This window comes from Microbacterium proteolyticum, from assembly GCF_029639405.1.
GTDB lineage: Bacteria > Actinomycetota > Actinomycetes > Actinomycetales > Microbacteriaceae > Microbacterium.
The window spans coordinates 1-21,502 of sequence record NZ_CP121274.1; the positions used below are offsets into that span (position 1 = coordinate 1).

20 protein-coding genes are annotated in these 21,502 nt (G+C 63.2%); 14 read left to right on the forward strand and 6 right to left on the reverse strand.

What is annotated here, in order from left to right:
- The 10 genes from istA to P8R59_RS00870 all read left to right on the forward strand — a co-directional run bounded on the left by istA (position 1) and on the right by P8R59_RS00870 (position 8,192).
- The gene (istA, locus tag P8R59_RS00825) at positions 1–1,656 is read left to right on the forward strand and encodes an IS21 family transposase (protein WP_278100875.1); all 1,656 of its coding nucleotides are present in this window, start codon (positions 1–3) and stop codon (positions 1,654–1,656) included.
- Positions 1,653–2,462 (forward strand): IS21-like element helper ATPase IstB, encoded by an 810-nt coding sequence (gene istB, locus P8R59_RS00830; protein WP_278100876.1) that lies wholly within the window; start codon positions 1,653–1,655, stop codon positions 2,460–2,462. Before istA ends, istB begins: the two co-directional genes overlap by 4 nt.
- Before the next feature lie 311 nt (positions 2,463–2,773).
- Positions 2,774–3,595: a hypothetical protein gene (locus tag P8R59_RS00835; RefSeq protein ID WP_278100877.1), complete on the forward strand. Its 822-nt coding sequence runs from the start codon at positions 2,774–2,776 to the stop codon at positions 3,593–3,595.
- Positions 3,592–3,981 (forward strand): GntR family transcriptional regulator, encoded by a 390-nt coding sequence (locus P8R59_RS00840; RefSeq protein ID WP_278100878.1) that lies wholly within the window; start codon positions 3,592–3,594, stop codon positions 3,979–3,981. The genes P8R59_RS00835 and P8R59_RS00840 overlap by 4 nt, the downstream gene beginning before the upstream one ends.
- 195 nt (positions 3,982–4,176) lie before the next feature.
- Complete coding sequence (locus P8R59_RS00845) at positions 4,177–4,464, forward strand: ATP-dependent DNA ligase (protein WP_278102313.1); 288 nt, start codon at positions 4,177–4,179, stop codon at positions 4,462–4,464.
- 242 nt (positions 4,465–4,706) lie between these two features.
- On the forward strand, positions 4,707–5,741 hold the full coding sequence (locus P8R59_RS00850) for a matrixin family metalloprotease (protein WP_278102314.1): 1,035 nt from the start codon (positions 4,707–4,709) through the stop codon (positions 5,739–5,741).
- Complete coding sequence (locus tag P8R59_RS00855) at positions 5,722–6,147, forward strand: hypothetical protein (RefSeq protein WP_278102315.1); 426 nt, start codon at positions 5,722–5,724, stop codon at positions 6,145–6,147. Before P8R59_RS00850 ends, P8R59_RS00855 begins: the two co-directional genes overlap by 20 nt.
- A 306-nt stretch (positions 6,148–6,453) precedes the next feature.
- Positions 6,454–6,801, forward strand: coding sequence for a hypothetical protein (locus P8R59_RS00860; protein WP_278102316.1), 348 nt, complete (start codon positions 6,454–6,456; stop codon positions 6,799–6,801).
- Between the two features lie 170 nt (positions 6,802–6,971).
- Positions 6,972–7,478, forward strand: coding sequence for a DUF3846 domain-containing protein (locus P8R59_RS00865; protein ID WP_278102317.1), 507 nt, complete (start codon positions 6,972–6,974; stop codon positions 7,476–7,478).
- 198 nt (positions 7,479–7,676) lie between these two features.
- Positions 7,677–8,192, forward strand: coding sequence for an Lsr2 family DNA-binding protein (locus tag P8R59_RS00870; protein WP_278102318.1), 516 nt, complete (start codon positions 7,677–7,679; stop codon positions 8,190–8,192).
- A gap of 546 nt (positions 8,193–8,738) precedes the next feature.
- On the opposite strand, the gene P8R59_RS00875 is transcribed toward P8R59_RS00870, so the two are convergent.
- Both P8R59_RS00875 and P8R59_RS00880 read right to left on the reverse strand, forming a co-directional pair.
- Positions 8,739–9,959, reverse strand: coding sequence for a hypothetical protein (locus tag P8R59_RS00875; RefSeq protein ID WP_278102319.1), 1,221 nt, complete (start codon positions 9,957–9,959; stop codon positions 8,739–8,741).
- Positions 9,959–12,154 carry a KAP family P-loop NTPase fold protein gene (locus P8R59_RS00880; protein ID WP_278102320.1) on the reverse strand — a complete coding sequence of 732 codons (2,196 nt, stop codon included), beginning with the start codon at positions 12,152–12,154 and terminating at the stop codon, positions 9,959–9,961. The genes P8R59_RS00875 and P8R59_RS00880 overlap by 1 nt, the downstream gene beginning before the upstream one ends.
- Positions 12,155–12,354: 200 nt before the next feature.
- Between P8R59_RS00880 and P8R59_RS00885 the strand changes: the two genes are divergently transcribed.
- Positions 12,355–12,555 carry a hypothetical protein gene (locus P8R59_RS00885; RefSeq protein WP_278102321.1) on the forward strand — a complete coding sequence of 67 codons (201 nt, stop codon included), beginning with the start codon at positions 12,355–12,357 and terminating at the stop codon, positions 12,553–12,555.
- The gene (rhuM, locus tag P8R59_RS00890; RefSeq protein WP_278102322.1) at positions 12,552–13,508 is read left to right on the forward strand and encodes a RhuM family protein; all 957 of its coding nucleotides are present in this window, start codon (positions 12,552–12,554) and stop codon (positions 13,506–13,508) included. The genes P8R59_RS00885 and rhuM overlap by 4 nt, the downstream gene beginning before the upstream one ends.
- Before the next feature lie 40 nt (positions 13,509–13,548).
- Here the strand turns inward: rhuM and P8R59_RS00895 are convergent, their stop codons facing one another.
- The 4 genes from P8R59_RS00895 to P8R59_RS00910 all read right to left on the reverse strand — a co-directional run bounded on the left by P8R59_RS00895 (position 13,549) and on the right by P8R59_RS00910 (position 18,003).
- Entirely contained in the window at positions 13,549–14,514 is a 966-nt protein-coding gene (locus tag P8R59_RS00895) for a hypothetical protein (protein ID WP_278102323.1), read from the reverse strand.
- A gap of 483 nt (positions 14,515–14,997) precedes the next feature.
- Positions 14,998–15,333 (reverse strand): hypothetical protein, encoded by a 336-nt coding sequence (locus P8R59_RS00900; protein ID WP_278102324.1) that lies wholly within the window; start codon positions 15,331–15,333, stop codon positions 14,998–15,000.
- Positions 15,334–15,709: 376 nt separating this feature from the next.
- A complete protein-coding gene (locus tag P8R59_RS00905; protein ID WP_278102325.1) occupies positions 15,710–17,200 on the reverse strand; it encodes a hypothetical protein in 1,491 nt (496 codons plus the stop codon).
- A gap of 302 nt (positions 17,201–17,502) precedes the next feature.
- Positions 17,503–18,003 (reverse strand): hypothetical protein, encoded by a 501-nt coding sequence (locus P8R59_RS00910; RefSeq protein ID WP_278102326.1) that lies wholly within the window; start codon positions 18,001–18,003, stop codon positions 17,503–17,505.
- 426 nt (positions 18,004–18,429) lie between these two features.
- On the opposite strand from P8R59_RS00910, the gene P8R59_RS00915 reads away from it, so the two are divergent.
- Positions 18,430–20,253, forward strand: coding sequence for a DUF4365 domain-containing protein (locus P8R59_RS00915; RefSeq protein WP_278103861.1), 1,824 nt, complete (start codon positions 18,430–18,432; stop codon positions 20,251–20,253).
- Positions 20,208–21,443 (forward strand): IS256 family transposase, encoded by a 1,236-nt coding sequence (locus P8R59_RS00920; protein ID WP_046746337.1) that lies wholly within the window; start codon positions 20,208–20,210, stop codon positions 21,441–21,443. The genes P8R59_RS00915 and P8R59_RS00920 overlap by 46 nt, the downstream gene beginning before the upstream one ends.
- Positions 21,444–21,502: the final 59 nt, after the last annotated feature.

Below are 21,502 nucleotides of genomic sequence, written 5' to 3' on the forward strand. Positions count from 1 at the left end.
GTGAGGTCGAGGGTGGAAGAGTTCGCCGAGATTCGTCGTGCGGCGCGGGTCGAGGGGTTGTCGATCAACGCGCTGGCGAAACGGTTCCGAGTGCATCGACGCACGGTCCGTCAGGCGTTGGAGTCCGCAGAGCCGCCGGCGCGGAAGACCCCGGTCCGGGCAGCGCCGAAGCTCGATGGGGTGCGGGAGCTTATCGACGGGATGCTGCGGCAGGACATCGACGCGCCGCGGAAGCAGCGGCAGACCGCGACCCGGATCTGGCACCGGCTCCTGGACGAGCACGGCGCCGATGTCGGCTACCCGACGGTGCGTGACTACGTGCGGTGGCGGCGGCCGGAGATCCTTGGCACCAGCGGGGTGTCGCGAGCGATGGTCCCGCAGGAACACGCGCCCGGCGCTGAGGCGGAGGTCGATTTCGGGGAGCTGTGGGTGATCCTCGCTGGGGTGAAGACAAAGTGCTACATGTTCGCGTTCCGCCTCTCCCACTCGGGGCGTGCCGTGCACCGCGTCTACCCGACGCAGGCGTTGGAGGCGTTCCTGGAAGGCCATATCGACGCGTTCGAGGAACTCGGCGGTGTCCCAACGCTGCAGATCAAGTACGACAACCTCTCACCCGCAGTCACGCAGGTTCTCTCCGGCCGGGCGCGGGTAGAGACCACACGGTGGGCGTTGTTCCGATCGCATTACGGGTTCGACGCGTTCTACTGCGAGCCCGGGATCAACGGGGCGCACGAGAAGGGCGGCATCGAGGGCGAGGTTGGCAGGTTCCGCCGCACCTGGCTCTCACCCATGCCCGTCGTCGCGTCCCTCGCCGAGCTCAACGCCCGGATCCGTGAATGGGATCTGCGGGATGAGAGACGGCGGATCGGGCAGAAGATCAGCACTGTCGCCCAGGACCTCTCCTCCGATCGGGAGCATCTCGCGCAGCTGCCGAGGGATCGGTTCGACCCGGGCCTGGAGCTCTACCCGCGGGTCGACAGGTCCGGGCTGGTGACGGTGCGGCAGGCGAAGTACTCCGTCCCGGTCCGGCTCATCGGCCGCAAACTCCGCGTCTCGCTGCGCGCGTCTGAGCTCGTCGTATTCGACGGCCGGCAGGTCGTGGCCCGGCATGAGCGGGTCATCGAACGCTACGGGCAATCCGTCCAGCTCGATCACTACCTCGAGGTGCTCCAGCACAAGCCCGGCGCTCTCGGCGGCTCCACCGCCCTCGCCCACGCCCGCAACACGGGCGCGTTCACTGGGCTGCATGAGGGGTTCTGGGCGGAATCGAGGAAGGTCAACGGTGATGCAGCCGGCACGAGAGAGCTCATCGACGTGCTCCTGCTGCACCGCACTATGCCGACCCCGGCGGTGCTCGCTGGAATCAGTGCCGCGCTCACCGTCGGCGCGGTCACTGCCGACGTCGTCGCCGTGGAAGCGCGCCTCGCGGCGGCCCAGCTCGAGAAAAATGACATCGCGCTCATCGAGGCGCCGACGTTGCCGAAGGTGGTGTCGCTCACGCAACGTCGTCTCACCGACCCGGCCGCGGTCATCGCCGGCCTCCCGCAAGACAACCGGCCCCTCCCGTCCGTCGCCGGCTACGACGCATTGCTGACCAAGAGAGCCGCGAAACACGCGGTTACCGCATCCATGAGTGAAGGAGCCTCCGGCGCATGAGTCCGACCCTCACGAACGTTACGACCACGCTCCGCCACCGCCGCGGCCTGACTGAGGAAGCCGCCGCGGCCGCCGTCGACTCCGCCTGCCGACGGCTCCGGCTGCCGACGATCCGGGCGGTGATGGAAGAGGCGACGCAGACCGCGAAACGGGAGCAACTGTCCTACCTCGGCTACCTCGCCGAGCTGCTCCTCGCCGAGGTCGACGACCGGGACCGCCGCTCCATCACGCGCCGGGTCCAGAACGCCGGCTTCCCGCGGCAGAAATGGTTGGGCGACTTCGACTACGACGCGAACCCGAACATCAACCCCGCCACCATCCACACCCTCGCGCAAGGCGACTGGATCCGCCGCGGGGAACCCCTCTGCCTCATCGGCGACTCCGGCACCGGCAAGTCGCATCTCCTGATCGGGCTCGGCACCGCCGCAGCCGAAAAGGGCTACCGGGTCCGATACACGCTCGCGACCCGGCTCGTGAACGAGCTCGTCGAAGCCGCCGACGATATGCAACTGAACCGCACCATCGCCCGCTACGGTCGCGTCGACCTGCTCTTGATCGATGAACTCGGCTACATGGAACTCGATCGCAGAGGCGCCGAACTCCTGTTCCAAGTCCTCACCGAGAGAGAAGAGAAGGCATCCGTGGCGATCGCGACCAACGAAGCCTTCAGCGGATGGACGAAGACATTCACCGACCCGAGACTCTGCGCGGCGATCGTCGACCGACTCACCTTCCACGGCACCATCATCGAGACCGGGACCGACTCATATCGACTCAACCACACCAGGAAGACGCCAGCGCGCTAGCGGTCCAGACGGCCGCCAGCATCCAGATCTTGTGCTCCTCATCTGGTACAACTTGTGATAGACAAGTGGCACAAGAGATTGGATGAGTGATGTTGATGAGCGGTGCGCGCATGTTCGACCCAGCCCAGTTGATCGCAGGAGCGTTCTCGCTACCTGCAGTCTCGTTCTTCGTGGCATTGGTCCTTGCGGCAGGTATAGGTCTCTACACGTCACGGGCTTCTGCTGCTGCACGGCCGCTTACCGCAGAGCCGCGATCAGTTCGAGCGCGATACGCACCCGAGCGGCGTGCGATTGGATGGGCCGCGGCCGGGGTGCTCGTCTTTTTCTTCGTTGACTACGTGATCCGCGGCTACATCCTCACTGGTGCGGATCGTCTTCATTGGTGGCGATTCACCACCCCGATCGCGTGCGCCATCATCGGTCTCGGCATCGTCCTCGCTTTCATCGTGACGAGGGGGACGACCCCGGCGGAGGTTCCCGTGATTTCGGCCGAACGTCGAAGCTGGGTGAGCTTCAGCTCCCGGTTCGCGCTCATCAGCCTGGGGCTCACGGCTCTGATCCTCGTGGTGACGACCGTTGCTGCCGGTCTCGCATCGTCACCCAACGTGCAGGGCCAATACGTCTGGCTCGTCATTCCCATCCCCAACGAAAGCACGATCGACCCGATCCGTCTGCCCTTCTACGGGTGGACCTACGGGCTGCCGGTGCTCACCAGCCTGGGTGCCCTGCTCGCCGTCGCCTGGTCCGCGTTCGATCGCAATGCGGCGCGCCCATACCTCCACACCGAGACCCTCATCGCCGAGCGGGCTGCGCGTCGAGAGGCCGCGCGCAACGTCACACGCGTGACAACGGCGGCGGTTCTTCTCACACTCGCCGGCGCCTGGCGTTTCATCGCAAACTCGGGATCGGTTTCCCACCTGACCGTCACGGGGCAGAACGGGGACAACCCCTACGACGCCGCCTGGCGATACGCCGAGCTCGCCGTCGCCGCGGGATGGTGCGCTCCCATTCTCGAGATCACCGGGTTCGTGCTGCTACTCCTCGTCGCTGGCAGTGGCCTGCGACGCCGCCCAGCGACCCGCCAACCATCGGCTCCGACCGAGACACCGGCGACCCTGGAGGCAACGCGATGACATCGCACGTCGTCGTCACCACACCCGAAGAGAGCAACCCAGCGATCGACATCTACCGGCAGCTTCGCGGGCTCATCGTCTCAGGCCAATTGGGCGCGAACGAGCGGCTTCCCACGGTGCGCCAGACCGCCGCAGACCTCAAAGTCGCGCAGGGCACCGCGGCGAAGGCCTACAAGATGCTCGAGCAGGATGGACTCGTCGTCACCCGGACCGCGGCCGGGACGCGCGTGGCAGACTCCGCCGCAGTGCTGCCTCAATCGGTGATCCGGCGAATCCGCGAACTCGTCGACGAAGCCGCCGCCACGAACACGGACCACGACGACGTGATCAATGTCCTCCGCGCGATACTGCAAACTCGATCCGGCAACGCGCACCATCCAGCCTGACGAACACAGCCCTTCAGAAGACACCATCTTGGATGGGCCAAATCAGGCCGTCCCCCCTGGGCCACAAGACGTTGACAAAGCCAGGAAACGGTGAGGTGCACGCGCTCGATAGTCGGCCGCATGCTCAGACATTATCCCCATCGACGCAGGTCCCGTGCCGCATCTGCGCATCGCGTGCGGCCCTACAATCCGGTCATGGGAAAGCTGGGCTACGACGCCGCCGCGAGCTTCGAGATCGAAGACCGCGTCCTGGCACACCTGAGGGTGGTAGCGATGAACAAGCTCCGCCGCGGCGAGAGCTTCATGGTCCAGATCAGCAACGCCACCGGCGGACGCACCTGGATCTTGCTCAGCCCATCCATGCCCCTGTGGTTCCAGTTCTACGGAAGCCGCGGACCACACCTGGACACCGAACTCCTCGAAACCATGATGCGCGCCGCCAGCGGCCCCGACGGGCTCAACCTCGCGGCAATGAATCTGTGACAGGGACGAGCAAGCAACGTCGTCTGAGGCCGACCAGCTCCCCGTGGACCGGTAGCGGGCGGGTCTTGTGCAATCATCCCGCTGGAGCTGACCCAGCCCGAAGCTGGCACCCCCGGCGCAGGCCGGCATCGATCGGATGAACACGGCCTGAACCTTCTCCGTGAAAGCTATCGGCGGGCGACTCATAGCGGATTCAATGGCCGCGCATCACCTCCGAGTCCCTGCCACGAAAGCAGACCTCCATGCGTGCGCCCACGTTCAAGCCCCTCGCCGTCCTGATCTTGTCCGCAGCGCTCCTCACTACGGGGGTCGTCTCCGCTCACGCCGAGGATGCGGCCCTCGCAAACGCGCCGCTGTGTTCCGCTCCCGACCCCTCGACCGTGATCGTTGACCCTGACGTGGTCGACGGTCTCGACCTGGACACGTGCGACGTCGTGGGCGTAACCGTCGAAGCTGACGGTGTGGGCGTGACCGTCCCTGAGGCAGGGATGACGGTGACTGCCGTCGGCGAGGTGGATGGCGGCGATGCCTCCTACCTTGAAGTCGACGTCGACGACAGCGGTGAAGTGTCCGTGTCGACGACCGAACCGGAAATGGAGTATGCCGAGATCCTCCCGGACGGCTCCTTCGTCGAACTCAATGCCGAGCAGGCAACGGCCGCGGCGGCCGCGGCCGCGTACTCCCGCTGCAACGACTATTCGTACAGCTTGCTGTCGGGCAACTGGCGCCCGGGCACTCTGTACCTCAACAGCAACGAACGGCTGCCCGGGAATGTCTCCAAGTCGACGTTCGAGGCCATGACGGTGGCTTCGCTGAACGTGTGGAAGCGCGGCACCAACTCATGTGGCCTGTCGCGATCCCTCAACGTCCCGGGCGCGATCAGCTACGGCAACTGGACGTTCGACGCCAACATCAACGGCGATAACACCTGCGCGGCGCCCGACAGCCGCAACGTCATCGACTTCGGCTCACTGTCGGGCAACCTACTTGGCATCGCATGCACGTGGTATTCAGGAGGTGTGCCAACGTACGCAGATGTTCGCTTCGACACGTCGAACAGAAGCTGGGTGACCTCGACCACCGGCTGCGCGGGCGACAAGTACGACCTCCGATCCGTTGTCACTCACGAACTCGGACACGTCCTCGGACTCGGCCACGCCACGGAGTACGGAGGCAACGACCTGACCATGAGCCCCAACCTCACCCCCTGCAACGCCGCCTCGCGCAGCCTCGGCGCAGGCGACCTGGCAGGACTTTATGTCAAGCACCGCGGCTAAGGCTGCAGCGACCGCCATCGCGGTCGTCGCGCTGCTCGCGGGGTGCGCCAGCCCCGGTCCGAACCCCACCTCGCCGGGAGTCCCTGCCGAGCAGGCATGCGCCGAACCGCACGCCACACTGTCCCGTACAACGATCGAACCGGGTGGTTCCGTCACGATCGAGGGAAGCGATTGGTCCGCGTGCGTCGACACACCGGACGACTCTGCGCCCTCCGCCTGGACGAGTGTCGACCTGAGTTTCTCGCAGGAGGGAACCCCACAGCCCCTCGGAAGCGCGCCGCTGTACAACGGCACATTCACCGCAACGGTCACCGTCCCCGACGACGCGCAGCCTGGTGAAGCACGTGTCGATCTGACCAGCAACGGCTTCTCGACCAGTATCACGGTCGAGATTAGCAACGGATGAGGGTGCCCGCGAGACTGCTGCGAGCCGTCGGCCGCAGTTGCTGGGGGAGAACCGCGACCGACGGCGAGCAGGAGACATCTCACCGCTCAACGGAACCGTATCGGCGCCGCGTTACCGACGTGTGAAGTGATGCTCTCTGCGCGGTGATGTTCCGCCGCTCCCTCGCGCTCCGATCGGACGGTTGGCGTGGCGCGCAATTCGTCGTTCACTGGAAGAGCGCGACACAGCTCCCTCGTTGCTGGACCGCGGTCTGTAGAGAACCATTCGAGTTCTCGGCCGCACCCGTCAAGGAGGTGACCCGCCCACATGAGCGAGTCCAACGTCAACACCCCGCCCGCCTCGGTCTCGTCCGCCAATGGACTCGGCTACGGACCGATCAAACCCCTGGCGGTGAGGCTCAACGAGTCGACCCGCACCCAACTGGACATCATCGCGCAGCTCAACGACCGGACCGTCACCGACGAAGTCCGCCTCGCCATCGAAGCCTGGATCGACAAAACCAAAGCCGACCCAGCCATCCAACGCCGCGCGAATGACGTCCGCGACGAGATCGAACGCGAGGCAGCGGGCAAACGTGACGCCATCGCCGCCATCTTCGACTCGCGCCCCGAGCCGAAGACCCCGCGCACGCCACCGAAGCCCCAGGGCACCTGACGGCTCCACCTCGACGGGCGGCCGGCTCGAGCGACGTCCCTCTAGGACGCTTGCTCGCCGGCCGCCCGCCTCATCCTCGCCCCGAGCGATGAAAGTGCCTCGTTTGTGCTCTGCGATTTCACGAGAACCATCCCGGTTCCCGGTCGCACGCACAAAGGACGAACACCACCATGGTGCAGGGCATCATCATCCCGGCAGACAACACCGCACCCCTCAAGACCGCCACGTTGGATTCGCTCCAAGACTTCCAGCGGGCCGTGGGCGGCTGGATCGAAGCGGTCGACATCCCGGACCTCGGCGTCACGATGTACGTCAACGACGAGGGGCTCATCCGCGACTTGCCGTTCAACCGCCGCGCCACGTTCCTGTGGCGATTCCACGTCCCGCAGGCCCGCGACGCCCGGCTTGTCGGCGATGTCGCGGTTGTTGGAGTGGCCGACGGCGAGGGCGAGAATACCGAGCTGCCAATGGACCTTCGGAGGCGGTTGATCGAGCCTGGCGTCTATCGAGTCCGGACCCGCCAGCGCGGCGGGAGTCGCTGGCAGGAGGAACCGGTCGACCGTGACGACTACGTCGAGACGGTGATCTGGGCGGCGCTCCTGCAGGAGATGTCGCCAGCTCTAGAGGTACGTGTCGAGCGCGTTGAAGACAGTGCGGGCGGAAGCAACCGGCCTTGACGAAGGGCGGTGGTCACTTACGACCACCGCCCTCTTCCATATCGTCGGCACCTGCGGCGCGGCTCGGCCCACCCGTCCACCAGGTTTCAATTCGTCGCCAACCGAGCCTCCACCTGCGCGATAGCCGCCCCTGCCGCATCGAAGCGTTGTCATTTCTACGTCTTCCCAGTCGCTCCCAAACATCTCATAGTCAAAAGCATGAAAGACGAACGGCTCGATGACACTCAGCGGATAGCGCGCTCCCCGGCGGAGTTGGCTAGCCTCGTCAACATTTTCCTTGACCGACTCGCCGAGCTGGATGAACGGTTCCTCGCTGCATATACCCCGGGCACAGAATACGTGGACTTTCCGGGCCGACTCGAAGTGGCGGACGACATCGATGCTATCGGGACTAATGACAAGGAACTGGGCCGCGCCATTCGCGACGAACTCTCCCGCAGATATCCAGACCCGACCGATTTCATGCAGGAGTGTGTTGACAGCCTGGATGTCTTTCTGGAGGCCGATGAGGAACTCGCCATTGCGGAGTCCCTCGACGATTCGCGTGCTGCAGTGACTGCCTGGGCGCTGACCAACGGACACCACGTAGGCACTCAGGGTCGACTCCCCCGCGCCGTCCGCGACGCCTATCGCCTCGCGATGGTGCAAGAGATGCGCAGTGAGGCGCTGGCAGCATTCAACGCCTTGCATGCCGTTCGTGGCTCACGTCAATAGCCTCCCTCGTCGCACCGGCGGTGGGGGGTGGATGTTGCTGACGTCATTGAGCTGAGCAGATGCCCGATCTCCGGTTGCTCATGTCGCAGGAAGGCGCAAGCCCTCGAATCCGGCCGGTTTCTTGATCCACCCTGAACTGTGGATACCCCGAAGCTGCCGGGCGCAGCACTCCAAGAACAGATCGCCGCTGATCTGGCTGCCCGAGGTTACGCGAATGCTGAGATCGCCGACCTCACCGTCACTGTCGACTTATGGCGTCAGATCGCTCGACAAGCGGCGCGGAGCCTCGGCCGGCCCGTGCAGACCCTCATGGTCGGCGGGAGAATCGTCACGGCCGTGTTGAGGGACTGGCCCGCGACACCCGCAGAGCAGGCCGTACATAATGCGGCGCTGCGAGCTGCTATAGACCAACTACCGCCCATCGTGGTCCCGAAAAAGTCGGGCCGCGCGGCCAGATCGAACCCAATCACGTAGCGCACAAGCCGCCGCTCCGTCCATCGGCCGCGTGGCCCCGTAGCCACGCCTGTTCGGCCGTCCGGTCGGCTCTTAGCCACCGGCTGCCACTGGACGTATTACCAGTCGGCCGAGATCGTCAATCAGGCGCAGCTTGGCCCCAGCAAGCTTCTCGTCGTACATCAGGGTTCCGGGGGCGTCAAAATGGTACTCGCCGTCGTTCGGTCCAAGTTCATCCCAGCCCGTTGATGTGTCGGCCGCACTGTTCGAAAGAAGATCGAGCTGATCTGGAAGTTTCTCAAGCGACGCGATCACCGCTGTCTCGTGACGCTTGTCCGCTCCTGTTCGACGCAGGAGTGATGTCGCGTCACGATCGGCCACCACGAGGTGACAGTACGGCACTGCAATGCTGAGCGCGTCAATGTCCCTCAACATGTTCCAGGACCAGCGTCGGTTCCTGTTACGAAACACCTCGACTTTGAGGTCGACAGATATTCGCGCGGTGGGAACGCGTTCTGTGAACGCGATGGCCTTCGCTCGCATCGCCATGCCCGTACTGCCGCCGGCGATTGTCGCAAAGGACACCCGGTACTCCTTAAAGAGCTCGCCGAGGAGCTGAGAGTATTCATGGTCGACCTCCCGGGCCATCACAACCGCGCGAAGCTCATCGAGGTCGCGAGGCTCCTCAGTCAGCCGCTGGATGAGCCACTCCTCGTAATCCACGCGGCTGCCTTCGCACTTCTCTAGTTCTTGTGGCATGACGTACCCCAGTTCGAGCAGGCTGGGGAGCTCGTCCGGCATCGGACCCGCCAAGACTGCAGCCTCGCCGTACTGATTGAGATGACGCAACCAAGCGCCATCCACGGACTGGATGACTCGGCCGGTCGGATCGAGGACCTTGAAGAATGCCTGCACACCGGCGAACGCCCAGTACACGCCGATACCGATCACCTGCGGTTGCGTTGGGCGGAACGTGGGTCGACCTACTGTCTCGTGCAGGGCCACTAAGAACTGATGGCGCAGCAACGAGCTGTGGCTTCGGAACGTCTGCATCTGCGAGATCGGCGCCATAACGCGGGCCAGTTCGCGGCGCCGCTCCGCGGATCCAATCCGGGTCGTCTCCTCATAGTGTGTTGATGAGAGCGGGAACCGGATACCTCGCTCTGCAGCAGCCCGGACCGCTTCGAGAACACGCAGGTCGTCTCGCTGCAGGGGCTTTCCGATGTTCGCCTTCGCGAGCCGGATCCACACCCACTGATCGAGGTAGACCGTTGGAGGGCGAAGCTTTAGAGACGCCTGTGCCTGCTCCTCCATCACTCGCTCTCGGGTCCTGCTTCGCTGATGTCGGAGGAAAGCTCGCGTCGTCGTCGCTCTCGGTCGAGTTGGGAGAGCATGACTGCCCGGCGGTTCTCGTAGGTGTCCTCCAGGCGCCGCACATCCGGGTCGATGTGGTCGGCAGTGGTGATGTCGTCGTGAAGGGACGCGACTACGTCGTCGACTCCAAGCAGACGGTCGAGTAGCTCGATGTTAAGGTCCCCGACGGTCCAGGGTGCGTCTGGCACGCCTACAAGCCTCCGCGTTGAGACGAACCGCGTCAGAACATCGGTAAGTGTCCATGCGCCCGATTCGATCCGTGACTTGATCCAGGCACTGGCGTCTGCTTGATCGATGATCTGCCAATAGTAGAGGAGCCTCCACGTGTCAACTGGAACGTCGAGAACAGGGACGATTGCGTACTGGTCGAATCGAGCGCGCACCGCCGCGGCGAATCGAAGTGCTGCACTGTCGAAGTGCGGGGCCCGTTCTGGTGACCAACGGACCGACTGATCGTTCGCTGCCGCTGAGACGAGATGCGATGCAAGCTCGAGTCCGCCTTCTGTCGCTGCAAGCGCATCTATCGCGCCGGGGAGGTCCTTGACCGGCAGAAGCAGATACACCCGCTGGGCAGCCCATCGAGACCGCATCTCCGGGGTGAACATACCGTCTTCATCAGTCGAGAGCTTGGCCCTTTGCCGCGCGATCCAATCAAGGAGTGCAGCTCCCCCAACGAGATCTGCTTGATAGACGGCGGTCATTTTGCCGAGGGCGAGTGCGAGATTGTTGGTGTCTTCGGTGATCTTCGACTCCACCAGTGCGCGCTCGCTCCCGTCCTCGTGCGTCACGATCTGCTGGAGCGCGGCCCTGGCATCTAGGTCGGAGATGTCCTCTGGGGGTACTCGGAATGCGAAGTAGCGGTCGAAGTAGTCGGAGTTTTGGAGGCGGCGGGCCGGGGGTGGGCTCGACGGTTGGTTCATGTCCTCTCGGTTCCAGTGAGCGTGGAACCGCGGAAAAAGCAGACCGATGAGATCGGCTACACCCTCCATGTGCAGCCTAGACACGCGCGCGCCCTCGAGACGGAGGGCCCAGAACTCGCGAAGGCGATCCTTGTCCGGTTTGCCGAAAAGGTCAGCGGTCTCAATGTTCTTGATCTCACCGAGGAGTGCTGAGCGCTCTCGCTCGATCATGTCGTAGACGAGTGGCTCAGCGGTCCGGAACCAGGTCAGGACAAGAATGTCGACGGCGTCGATCTCTTCGTGCACGTCGCCAAGGAACGCGTCGACTTGCCCGAAGTAGCGCTTCATCGCACGGGGAGTTGTAAGCCTCTCTCGGATATGCCCGTAGAACGCGTGTTGCAGACGACGTTGCGCATCGCCTGCAAAATCGAGCTCATACCGCTCCTGGAGGTTGAGTAGCGAACGTTCCACCCATTCGTCGAGTTGGTGCTGTCGGACGGGAGGAACATCGAGTCGAACCTGGATGATTTTCTCCAAGTAGTCCACGCCCCGCCGCGGGTCATCTCCGACGAGCCCGGTCCGGCTCAGGCAGTCGAGCAACGTCTCCTCGTCGTAGGCCACGATGTAGTACACGTTCGGCAAGCGTCCGATGAGGCGAATGAGCTTGAGCGTCAGAAGCAATTCATCAGGGGCCAGTCGATCCAAGTCATCCAACACCATGAGCACCGGGCGCCCGAGTTCATGCAGTGTCTTCTCGAGCTGAGCCTGGATCTTCGTCGCGCTCTCGTCTGGGGAAATCAGACTGCTGATCGCCTGCACCGGCTTGGAGAGGTCAGGGCCGCCCAGCAGCGCGGCAAGGGAACCAAGCGGTGCGACCGCGTTACCGAACTTCGCGAGCAACTTGCGGGCATTCTTGCCCTTGCCGTGCCCCGGCAGCGCCGAAGCAAGTTCGCGGAAGAACGCCATCTGCAATGTGGCCATGTCCTGATAGAGCCACGGGTTGAATGTAGAAATGAGCCAGTCGCCGTCGCTTGCGTTCTCCGCTTCGAGCGTCGACTTGATCATGTTGAGCACGCTCGTCTTCCCGCCACCCCATGGACCGACGAGTCCGACGACGGACGAGACGCCCGAGTGTCGCAGATCGTCAAGCACCTGGGCTGCGGACCTCGCGAAGTCACGGCGTCCCAGCTGGTCGGCCTGGACGTCATCCCCGACAATCGGGTCGTCGTTGATCACAGCACCTCGCGTCCGCAGATTCATAGGTTCAGCTTGGCCGACGGCGCCGTCATTGGCGCCAGCACATTCGGAACACCACGACGGCGTCAGTCCGACGGCGGGATCCGTACCGCGAATGCGCCCACTTGCTGTGGATGCCCGCAGCCGTGGCCAGGTTACTGATTGACTTATCGAACATAGTTTCGCATACTCAGGGGCAGATGAATGCTTCCTCTTTCGCCTGCCCCACTCCCCCGCAGCAGCACGGCATGCTCCTGGCGATGCAGATTCGTAACGCGATGGAGGACTTCCACGACCCGAACTTCGTCCGGAACCTCAGCTACCGCATCTCCATGATCCCGGACTACTGGGAAATCCCGGGGCAGGATGGGAATATGCAGGATCGGACGAACGCGGCATGAGCGACCCCCGGCCATCCGGCGAGGTGATCCTCTACACGCGCGAAGACGGCGCCCCGGCCCTCGACGTCCGACTCGAAGCCGAGACAGTCTGGCTGAGCCAACAGCAGATCGCGGAACTATTCCAGACCACCCGCGAGAACATCACCATGCACCTGCGCAACGTCTACAGCGAGGGAGAACTCGACCGCGGAGCAACGAGTAAGGATTTCTTACAGGTTCGCGTCGAAGGCTCGCGCTCCGTTCGTCGAGCCGTTGCACATTACAACCTGGATGCCATCCTCTCGGTCGGCTACCGCGTCAAGAGCACCACAGCCACCCAGTTCCGCATCTGGGCCACCGCGAAACTCCGCGACTACCTCGTGCGTGGTTACGCGCTCAACGAGCAACGCCTGAAGCAACTCGGCACGATCGTGCATATCCTCGGCCGCTCCAGCGACGAGCTTGTCGCCGGTGTGGCCGACGTGCTCCAGAGCTACCTCCCCGGACTTACTCTCCTCCGCGACTACGACGAAGGACACATAGAAGCCCGTCCCTCAGTCGCTCCTGGCTGGGAACTGACCCACGCAGAGGCGCGCAGCGTCATTGAGCAACTCCGCGTTGAGTTTCCCAACGATGCGCTGTTCGGTCGGGAACGTGGCGAGGGCCTCGCGGGAATCATCGCAGCGCTGTACCAGAGCTTTGGGGGCCGGGAGCTATACCCGACCGTCGAGGAGAAGGCAGCTAACCTGCTATACCTCGTCGTCAAGGACCACCCGCTATCCGACGGCAACAAACGCACCGCTGCGGCCCTCTTCGTCGCCTTCCTCGCCCGAAACGGCATCCTCAATAACGCTGACGGCACCCCGCGCGTGTCCAACAACGCGTTAGCAGCTACCACGCTGCTCATCGCCATGAGCGACCCGAAGGAAAAGGACGTCATGATCGCGCTGCTGGTGAGGATGATGGCGGAGTAGGGGCCCGCTCCATCGTCAGCGAGTACGTGCTGAACTGCGTCTATTGGCTCAGGCGCCAGCCGGGTGGGGTCCCGAGGTCCGCACGCATCCACCTGACTGCGGGGTTTAGCGCGCGCTTTGCGACTACATCGAGCAGATCACCCATCAGAGTCAGCGCAACATCGAGAGATAGTAGGACAATTTCCTCCTTCGCAGTCATCCGCGCATGGGAGATGCCCGGTTCCGACGTATCGGTGAGCTGGAGATCCGATGCTTGGATTGCCCGAAGCTGCGACGGATGGGCCAGGCCAGAGAGGTACTGCCAAACGGCTCGAAGGGATGCCTCGGGTGTGGGGTGCAGCTCGTCGACCTCGTCGAGCAAAGCACGCATTGATTGGACGCCGTTCCTCACCTCCTTCACGTCGAGTTGCGCCACCTTTGCCACGTCGACGATGCGGTCGACCCGTTCGGATTTGGTCGCTTGCTCCTGCCGCTGGCGAGCCTTGTACTTGCGTTTCTCCGGCATATCCTTCGGGCGGTCCTCCAGGAATGCAGCAACCAGCCTTGATTCCTCTCGGGCTTCTTGGATCTGCGCTCGCAGAGCGCGGGTCCGTCGCACCGCAGGGCTCGCCGGCCCGACAACCCACAGGCCCATCGCCGAAGCCTCGAGAGCCTGCCGCGCAACCGGATACACACCGAAGAGCGGGATACGCAAGCTGCCGGATGGGTCCCGAAGAATCAATTCAAGGGTGCCAAGTGCGTCGAGGGCCATGGCAATGGAGTGCCCCGCTAGATGCGATACCTGGAACGGCTGCAAGACCTCATCATCCGCGCGCATATCCGAGTCGACGGACGCAAGGCCAGAGATCCCTTCCCCAAGGTGCCTCCGCAGAGAGGCAATCATGTCGAGGCGATAGCTGAGTCGCTGGCGGAGAAGCAACGTCGGCTCGAGCTGGTCACCGAACCACTCGAATCGCGGCTCGCGATTGCCGCGACCTGCCGCTCGACGGAACGACTCAATGCCCATGCGATCGATCCTCTCCACTCGACCCGCACCGGATCGTGAGGGTCAACAGCCGCCCATGGGCCAACTCAAGTCTTGACCGCGAGCGGACACGCTGGCGGAACGGGTGACAATACCGGGACGGCCTCTACCCTGAGGCAACGACCATCTCGCTCTGAGCGTAGCCTCGGTCGGACCGCACCAGCCCGATGAACAGCGACTCACTCGCCGCCTGATCCCGCTGACTCCGCCGGGAGCGCGAAAGCCTTGGCTAGCGAAGGCTCTCAAGGCGTTCGGGCAGGCCTGGCCAATACCGTCGCGTCGAGTCCCAGACCGACCATCCTGCGCGCCGATATCGCCTGCTGGGGCTGCAGACGTGAGCCGATATCGTGTTCCAGCATCGAACACCAAAAGGACGATCTGGCGCCGTCTGGCAACGGCGAGCCCCCACCGAACGGTGCCGTCACCATCAGCTTCGGGGCAAGCAACGCAGCGACCACACACTCGTCAGCGTGCAAGCTCGATCATCGCGCCGACGAATCCCAACCACGAGCTGATCGGATCGGTGGATCGCGGCACCAGCGCAAGATCGTCGAGCTCGATCCGGGCTGGAGAAACCATCTCCGGCAGCACCTCCACGCTGTGCTCTTGCGCCCACACTTCGTAGCCATTACGCCATGTGCGATAGTCGAGGCAGTTTGCGCAAGTATCCTCGATCACGCAGTCACGCAACGGTGGGATGGGATACATCTTCTGTGCCGGGTAGTAAAGCGTGCTGCGCATGATGTAGCTATCGCGGCCCAGCACCTGTGTCGCCAGCACCCTCGGGTGAATCTGCGTCACAACGGCTCGTACAAGGCCCGAAAGTTCGGCCGCCTCCCGACGCTCGCCGCTGTCGAATCGACGTCTCAAACTGATCCTCATTTCCGGGCGCCTCTGGTGGGGCCGCGGACGAGGAGTTTACAGCCCGTAAGGGATCTGACTTCTCTGCGCGGTTCAGAACGCGCGGCGACTCAAGCGAGGCCGAAGGTATCCGTGCCACCCGAGACTGCTGCACTGAAGCGCTGAGCGCAACAGGACCCGACTGTCGTACGTCCGGTTACAATCGCGATGACGAATGAATTGTGGCGCATTTACGGCAGATGTGCATACCAGGTTCGCCCGTCATTCGAGCACGTCAACCTCGTGTGAGGTGCAGACAACTGGGCTCATTCAAGCGCTAACACAGGCTCCAGCCCAGCATGCCCAGGAACGAGCATCCACCTACGATCAGGTCTGGCGGTGGGTTTTGCGTCGCCCACAACGTCACCAGCGCCACGACAAGCGATGCAGCAGATACCCAGATCGCGACGCGCTGAACACGGCGCGAATCGAGAGATGCGCCTAACGAGGCAACGGTGCTGAGCACCTCGCGGTATTCCGCATCAAACTCGACCAGCTCCCGGGCCAGACGTTTTTGAAGCTTTCTTTCTTCCCTATTCAAATTGACGGGCCGGAATCGCTTGCGACCAGCTTGTTCGTCCCGCTTCTTCAACCAAGCCGAGTAGTCGAGATAGAAGTCAGGCTCCCGGTCCCTCCAACGCCGTGTGTTGTAGCTCTTAATGTCGGCCTCGAGTGTCGCCAGGTCAAGGCTCGTGGTGAGGGTGCGGAGGCGCAGACGTTTGAGGTCGCGGCTTGTCGTGCCACCGTGTAAGCGACGAGCGTTATCGTGAGCAGTTGACGCGTTGCTTCGTAGGAGTCGCAGCAGCGCCGTGAGACCAAACCGGGCCATGAAATCTGTCGTGTACGAACCCACGAAGTACCCTGCGGCGTTCACACCGCTATGCCCAGTTTTCGATGTGAGGAGTGAAATTGCGCGGCGATTGCCCCAGAACGACCACACGTTCTCGGAGATATCCGGCGCCCAGTCCCCGCGCCCCGGGAGCTCCAGGTGGAGACCTGGGAGTTCGTCGCTCGTTACGCGATATACCGAATGCTCTGCCACCCCCACCGCGCGCAGCGCGTCGTTCTCCACCCGATGATCGCTCGTCTCGGTAACAGCAGGATCGGCGACATTGAAGAAGATGACCTCGAAGAGCGGGTGAGGATGGTGGGCGCGCGCAAAGGCGCCCGGCAACGAACGGCTCATCCATCGCCGAAGCCCCCGATGCACTTTGTGCCGGGCGCGCTGAACCCGGTAATGAACCACAGCTTTGGGCCCCTGCGACACTGCCATCTGCCCATTCCGCCGGATGACTTCAAACCGATGCGGCTTATTCAGTTGATCATTGAGTCCCTCAGATACCGCCTCTTCGAGCGAGAACCCCGCCACGACAGCAGTGAGCCCCTTGCCGACAGAAACCCCGATCAAGCTGATACTCTTGACCCCACTCGGCAACCTAGTCCGGTGGGCTTCGATCGACGCGTACGCAGCGGACCACGAGGTCAATTCCGCCATCCTCCACCACGTACGACCATCCCCGCGGCGCGATGAGATGACAGATTCTGTGCCGCCCGGATCATTGCCCAGAAAGCGAGCACCGTCCCATCCATACCGTCGAATTCGACGGTAGAGTTTTTCGATACCGCTCGCCGTGAAGTACTCCACAACCCAGACATATGGCATCGCCACGCCTTCGCCGTTCGGAATTTCGATCTTGTCGAACCGATACAGGTCTTGACCATGGCGCCGCTCGCGTGTGTGGTGCGTCTGAAACAAAAAGTTGTTCACTTCGCGAAGCTTCACTCGCCAGCGACCGGGAATCCACCGATCCATGCGAGCGCGCTGCAGTGCCCGAAGTGCTAGGTAGGGAAGATCGTACCAGCGAAACCCCTTGCCGATATCAGGGATCCCTTGTTTGCTGGGCGGCGTCGCGGTGTATTCACTTTCGTCGACCGGCGAGGAATCCGGGGCAGGTACATCCGGTGGGCCTTGAGGTCGTTGTGCCCGACGTGGAGTCATACTTTTCCGAATCGCTCTGAGATTCTATTCAATACCGCGTCGCGCGCAATTTGCGCAGACGCAGGTGTGGACTACGCGATATTGGACGCCACAGTCACCAGGTCCTCTGAGAACTGAATCCCGGTTCGCGCCTCGACTTCTGAGATGATCGCCGTCGTTGCTACATCGCCCCGAGCCCACAAGGTCAGCACCTCCATCGCCTGACCGAGCATATTCTCGACGGCCAGACTTGGATTCCCTTGAACCATGGCGAACATCAGCATCAGCACCTGCGAGACCGGTTCTTCATCCGCCGTGAGCCTCACCATCAGCCGATTCCGCGCAGCAGCAAAGCGCGTTAGTGCTGCGGCGCGGTCCGGTTCGCCAGGTCTTGCTTGTCGCATCTCCAACAGGGCGTCCATAGCTAACAGCAGGTTCTGCCGCCGTTCATCGTCGAGGCGTTCGCGGGCATCCCTCCTACGATCGATAGAGTCACGCACCCACGGCACGATGACTGTCCCAATCAGGGAGACGAGCGCGCCAACACCTACGCCGACCAGCCCAAGGACCGCTGCGTCAACGTATGAGTTCACGACATGAACCTAGCGGGACCGAGACCTGCGCTCGACAACAGCTCGCCGGGAAGCCAGCGATCGGTCGCAGGATGCACTGTGGTCAGGAGCCGAGCGGAAGACGCTGGATGGCCCGAGACCTCAAAGAACAGCTGCATGAGGAAGCGTGGCACTCGAACGCCGTAAATCGCCCGTATGCATCTGAACCCGGCGTTGCTTGACACACTGTCCTCATGTTCGTATTGGAAGTTCTATGAAACAGCCGGCTCGTGACCAAATCGGTGAAGCAGGCCAGAACGCAGTGATGCTCTTCTTCAACGACCTGGGCTGGGGACCGCTCCCGACCGGCAAGCACGACCTCGGCACCGACCTTTTCGTTCAGGTCAGGGCACCCGACCTTGTCGACCTGGGCACACTTCTTGGCGTTCAGGTGAAGACAGGAGATAGCTGGTTTCGCTACCCGACGATGGTCGACGGCAAGCGGGGTGGTGGTTCCGAGAGAGTGACCGCGCCCATGAGGCATATTGGGCGAACCATCACATCCCGCACCTCCTCGTCATGCAGGACTCCACTCGCCAACGACGATTGTGGGCTCGCCTGGATCGCACGACCATCCGGCGCACGAAGAAGGGGCTACGCGTGTTCGTGCCCGATGACCAGCAGCTCGGTGACGGGGCCGCGGCCGAGTGGACGAGGCTGGCTGCAAGCGCTCGGGAGACGTACTCACTCGAGGGTGCTCGATGGAAGTTCAGCATCCGCGACGTGCCCGAGGAAGAGTGGGCGAGATACGCGTTGATCGCTTCGCGTATCGTGGCTCCCCACCCGAATCAGGGGATCGGCAATCAGTTGCTGTGGCCTGAAGCGGTGGCTCTCTGTCTGCAAGCTACACCTCATTACTGGCGTGAGGCGTCTGCGCGGAACGCCGAGATCATGACACCGAACGCGGCGGCGGATTCAACAGATCCGGGATGGCAATTCGCGTCCGCCGTTTATCAATTGATGAACGGAGATACAACACGGCTGGAGTCTCTCGTCGCTGAACAGCTTCCTGACCACATCGCCGTTGCACGAGCTGTATGTCTCTCGTTGATCCGTCTGGACGCGGACGATAGGTCCGGCGCAATCGAACTGCTCCGAAGTGTCAGGAACTCGGAGACCTCCCTCGAACAGGCGTGGGTAGCGATCCAGCTCGGCTGGGCACTCTATGACAACGGGGGTATAACAGAAGCCCGCCAACAGTTCGCGGCCAGCCTCGCCATGCACGACTCGTTCGCGTCAGGGCCCATCAACTCTGCAATCAGGTCTGCGGGAATACTTGCCCTCTTCGACCTGGCTCCCGATTCCGGCGATCTCGCCGCTGCAGTTCAGGCTTTCGATACGACTCTTTCGTGGTGGCGTGCGCAGCAGTTTGAGGCAGCGCTGAACGATTACCTCCGACGGGGGTTCAACCGGTGGGGAAACGATCGATCTAGGATCATCGGTGGCAGCGACGTCACACACAACGAACTCGTTAGCGCCGAATGGTCGGCCCGGCTCGTAGGCAACCAACGCTCGAGCCGTTACGCAAGATATCTTCGCGCGATCGCGGGTTTATCATCGCCCGGCGCTGCCCTCGTGAGCCCTTCCCAGTATCTAGCGCTTCTCCGACGTGCGGGATATCCTGATGAACTCGAGCTGGCGGTTCGCAACTTTCGCACCGCGGGCCCACTTGCCGTCGTGACTGACTACATGGTCGAGGTCACCCTTGCTAACTCGACGCCGACGTCCGTCCGTGCGGACCTCAGGTCGCTCGACATCGCCGGCAGCTACTTGACATCCGACGTAGCTCAGGAATGGGTCCCATACCTCCTTCGTGCGGTCAACGATCCGACAGAATTCTCGGCACGCTTCAATCTGAGCTACTGGCCAGTCGGCGATGTAATGTCCGCGTTGGCAGGCCTCGGACTTCATTTGACTCCAACGCAGCAAGTCGCGGCGCTCGACGTGCTGCTCAATCTCGCTTCAGACACTTCACAACTCCTTGAACGACCCGCGCACAGAATCATCGACTCCGTGGACTCGAGTCTCATCGAATCGCGGGCCGATGCAATCGTTTCGCGGGCGCCTGGAGTCCCGCGGGGTGGTGGTCTTTCGGGCCCGCGGCGTCGTGACCGCGACGGGGTGAGCCATCGTGCGATGGTCAGTGAGAACGACCAAGAACTCACACAGAAAGACGACACCGCACGATGGCTCTTGACCAGTCTGCCCTCCTCGAGCTGCTCGGGGAACTGAAGCTCACCGGCACCACCGACCGCATCCGAGCCGCGACCGAGCGGCTCTACCAGGAGCTGATCGACGCGGAGACAGCCGCATTCATCGGCGCCGCCCCCTACGAGCGCACGAGCGAGCGCACGACTACCCGCAACGGTTCCCGGCCGCGGGTGCTGTCGACCACGGCTGGGGATCTGGAGTTGCGGATCCCGAAGTTGCGGCAGGGGTCGTTCTTCCCGTCGCTGCTGGAGCGGCGCCGCCGGGTCGACCAAGCCTTGTTCGCGGTCGTGATGGAGGCCTACCTCCACGGCGTCTCAACCCGGAAGGTCGATGACCTCGTCAAAGCGCTCGGCGCTGACACTGGCATCTCGAAGTCCGAGGTGTCCCGCATCTGCCAAGGGCTCGACGCCGAGGTCGCATCGTTCCGCGACCGCTCGCTGTCTGACATCGCCTACCCCTACGTGTTCCTCGACGCGACCTACTGCAAGGTCCGCATCGACCACCGTGTCGTGTCCCAGGCGGTCGTCGTCGCGATCGGCGTCGCCGCTGACGGGCGGCGGGTCGTGCTGGGCTTCGATGTCGGAGACAGCGAGACCGAGGAGTTCTGGAAGCAGTTCCTGCGCTCGTTGAAGACACGAGGTCTGGGCGGGGTGAAGCTGGTGATCTCCGACGCCCACGCCGGACTGAAGAAGGCCGCAGCGACCGTGTTGCAGGGCGCCGCCTGGCAGCGCTGCCGCGTCCACTTCATGCGCAACGTCCTGACCGCCCTCCCGAAGGGCCGGCAGGAGATGGTCGCCAGCGTGATCCGCACGATCTTCGCCCAACCCGACGCCGAGCACATCGATGCCCAGTTCGACGAAGTCGTGCGCATGATCGAGCGCGTCCACCCCAAGACCGCCGTGATGCTCACCGACGCCCGTGACGACATCCTCGCGTTCAAAGCGTTCCCCGCCCGGCATTGGCGACAGATCTGGTCCACGAACCCGCTGGAACGCCTCAATCGGGAGATCAAGCGCCGCACCGACGTCGTTGGCGTGTTCCCGAACAACGCCGCCCTGCTCCGCCTGGCCGGCTCCGTCCTCGTCGAGCAACACGACGAATGGGAAGCCGCCGACCGCCGCTACTTCTCCGAAGCCTCCATGACCGAGCTCACCGCGACCACCCCCACCATCGACGAGGCGGTGATACTCCCCGAGATCACCGCCGCCTAAACTAACGACAGCTGATCATCGCAACGAAGCGAAAGACCACCACTCAAACGGACGCGGCC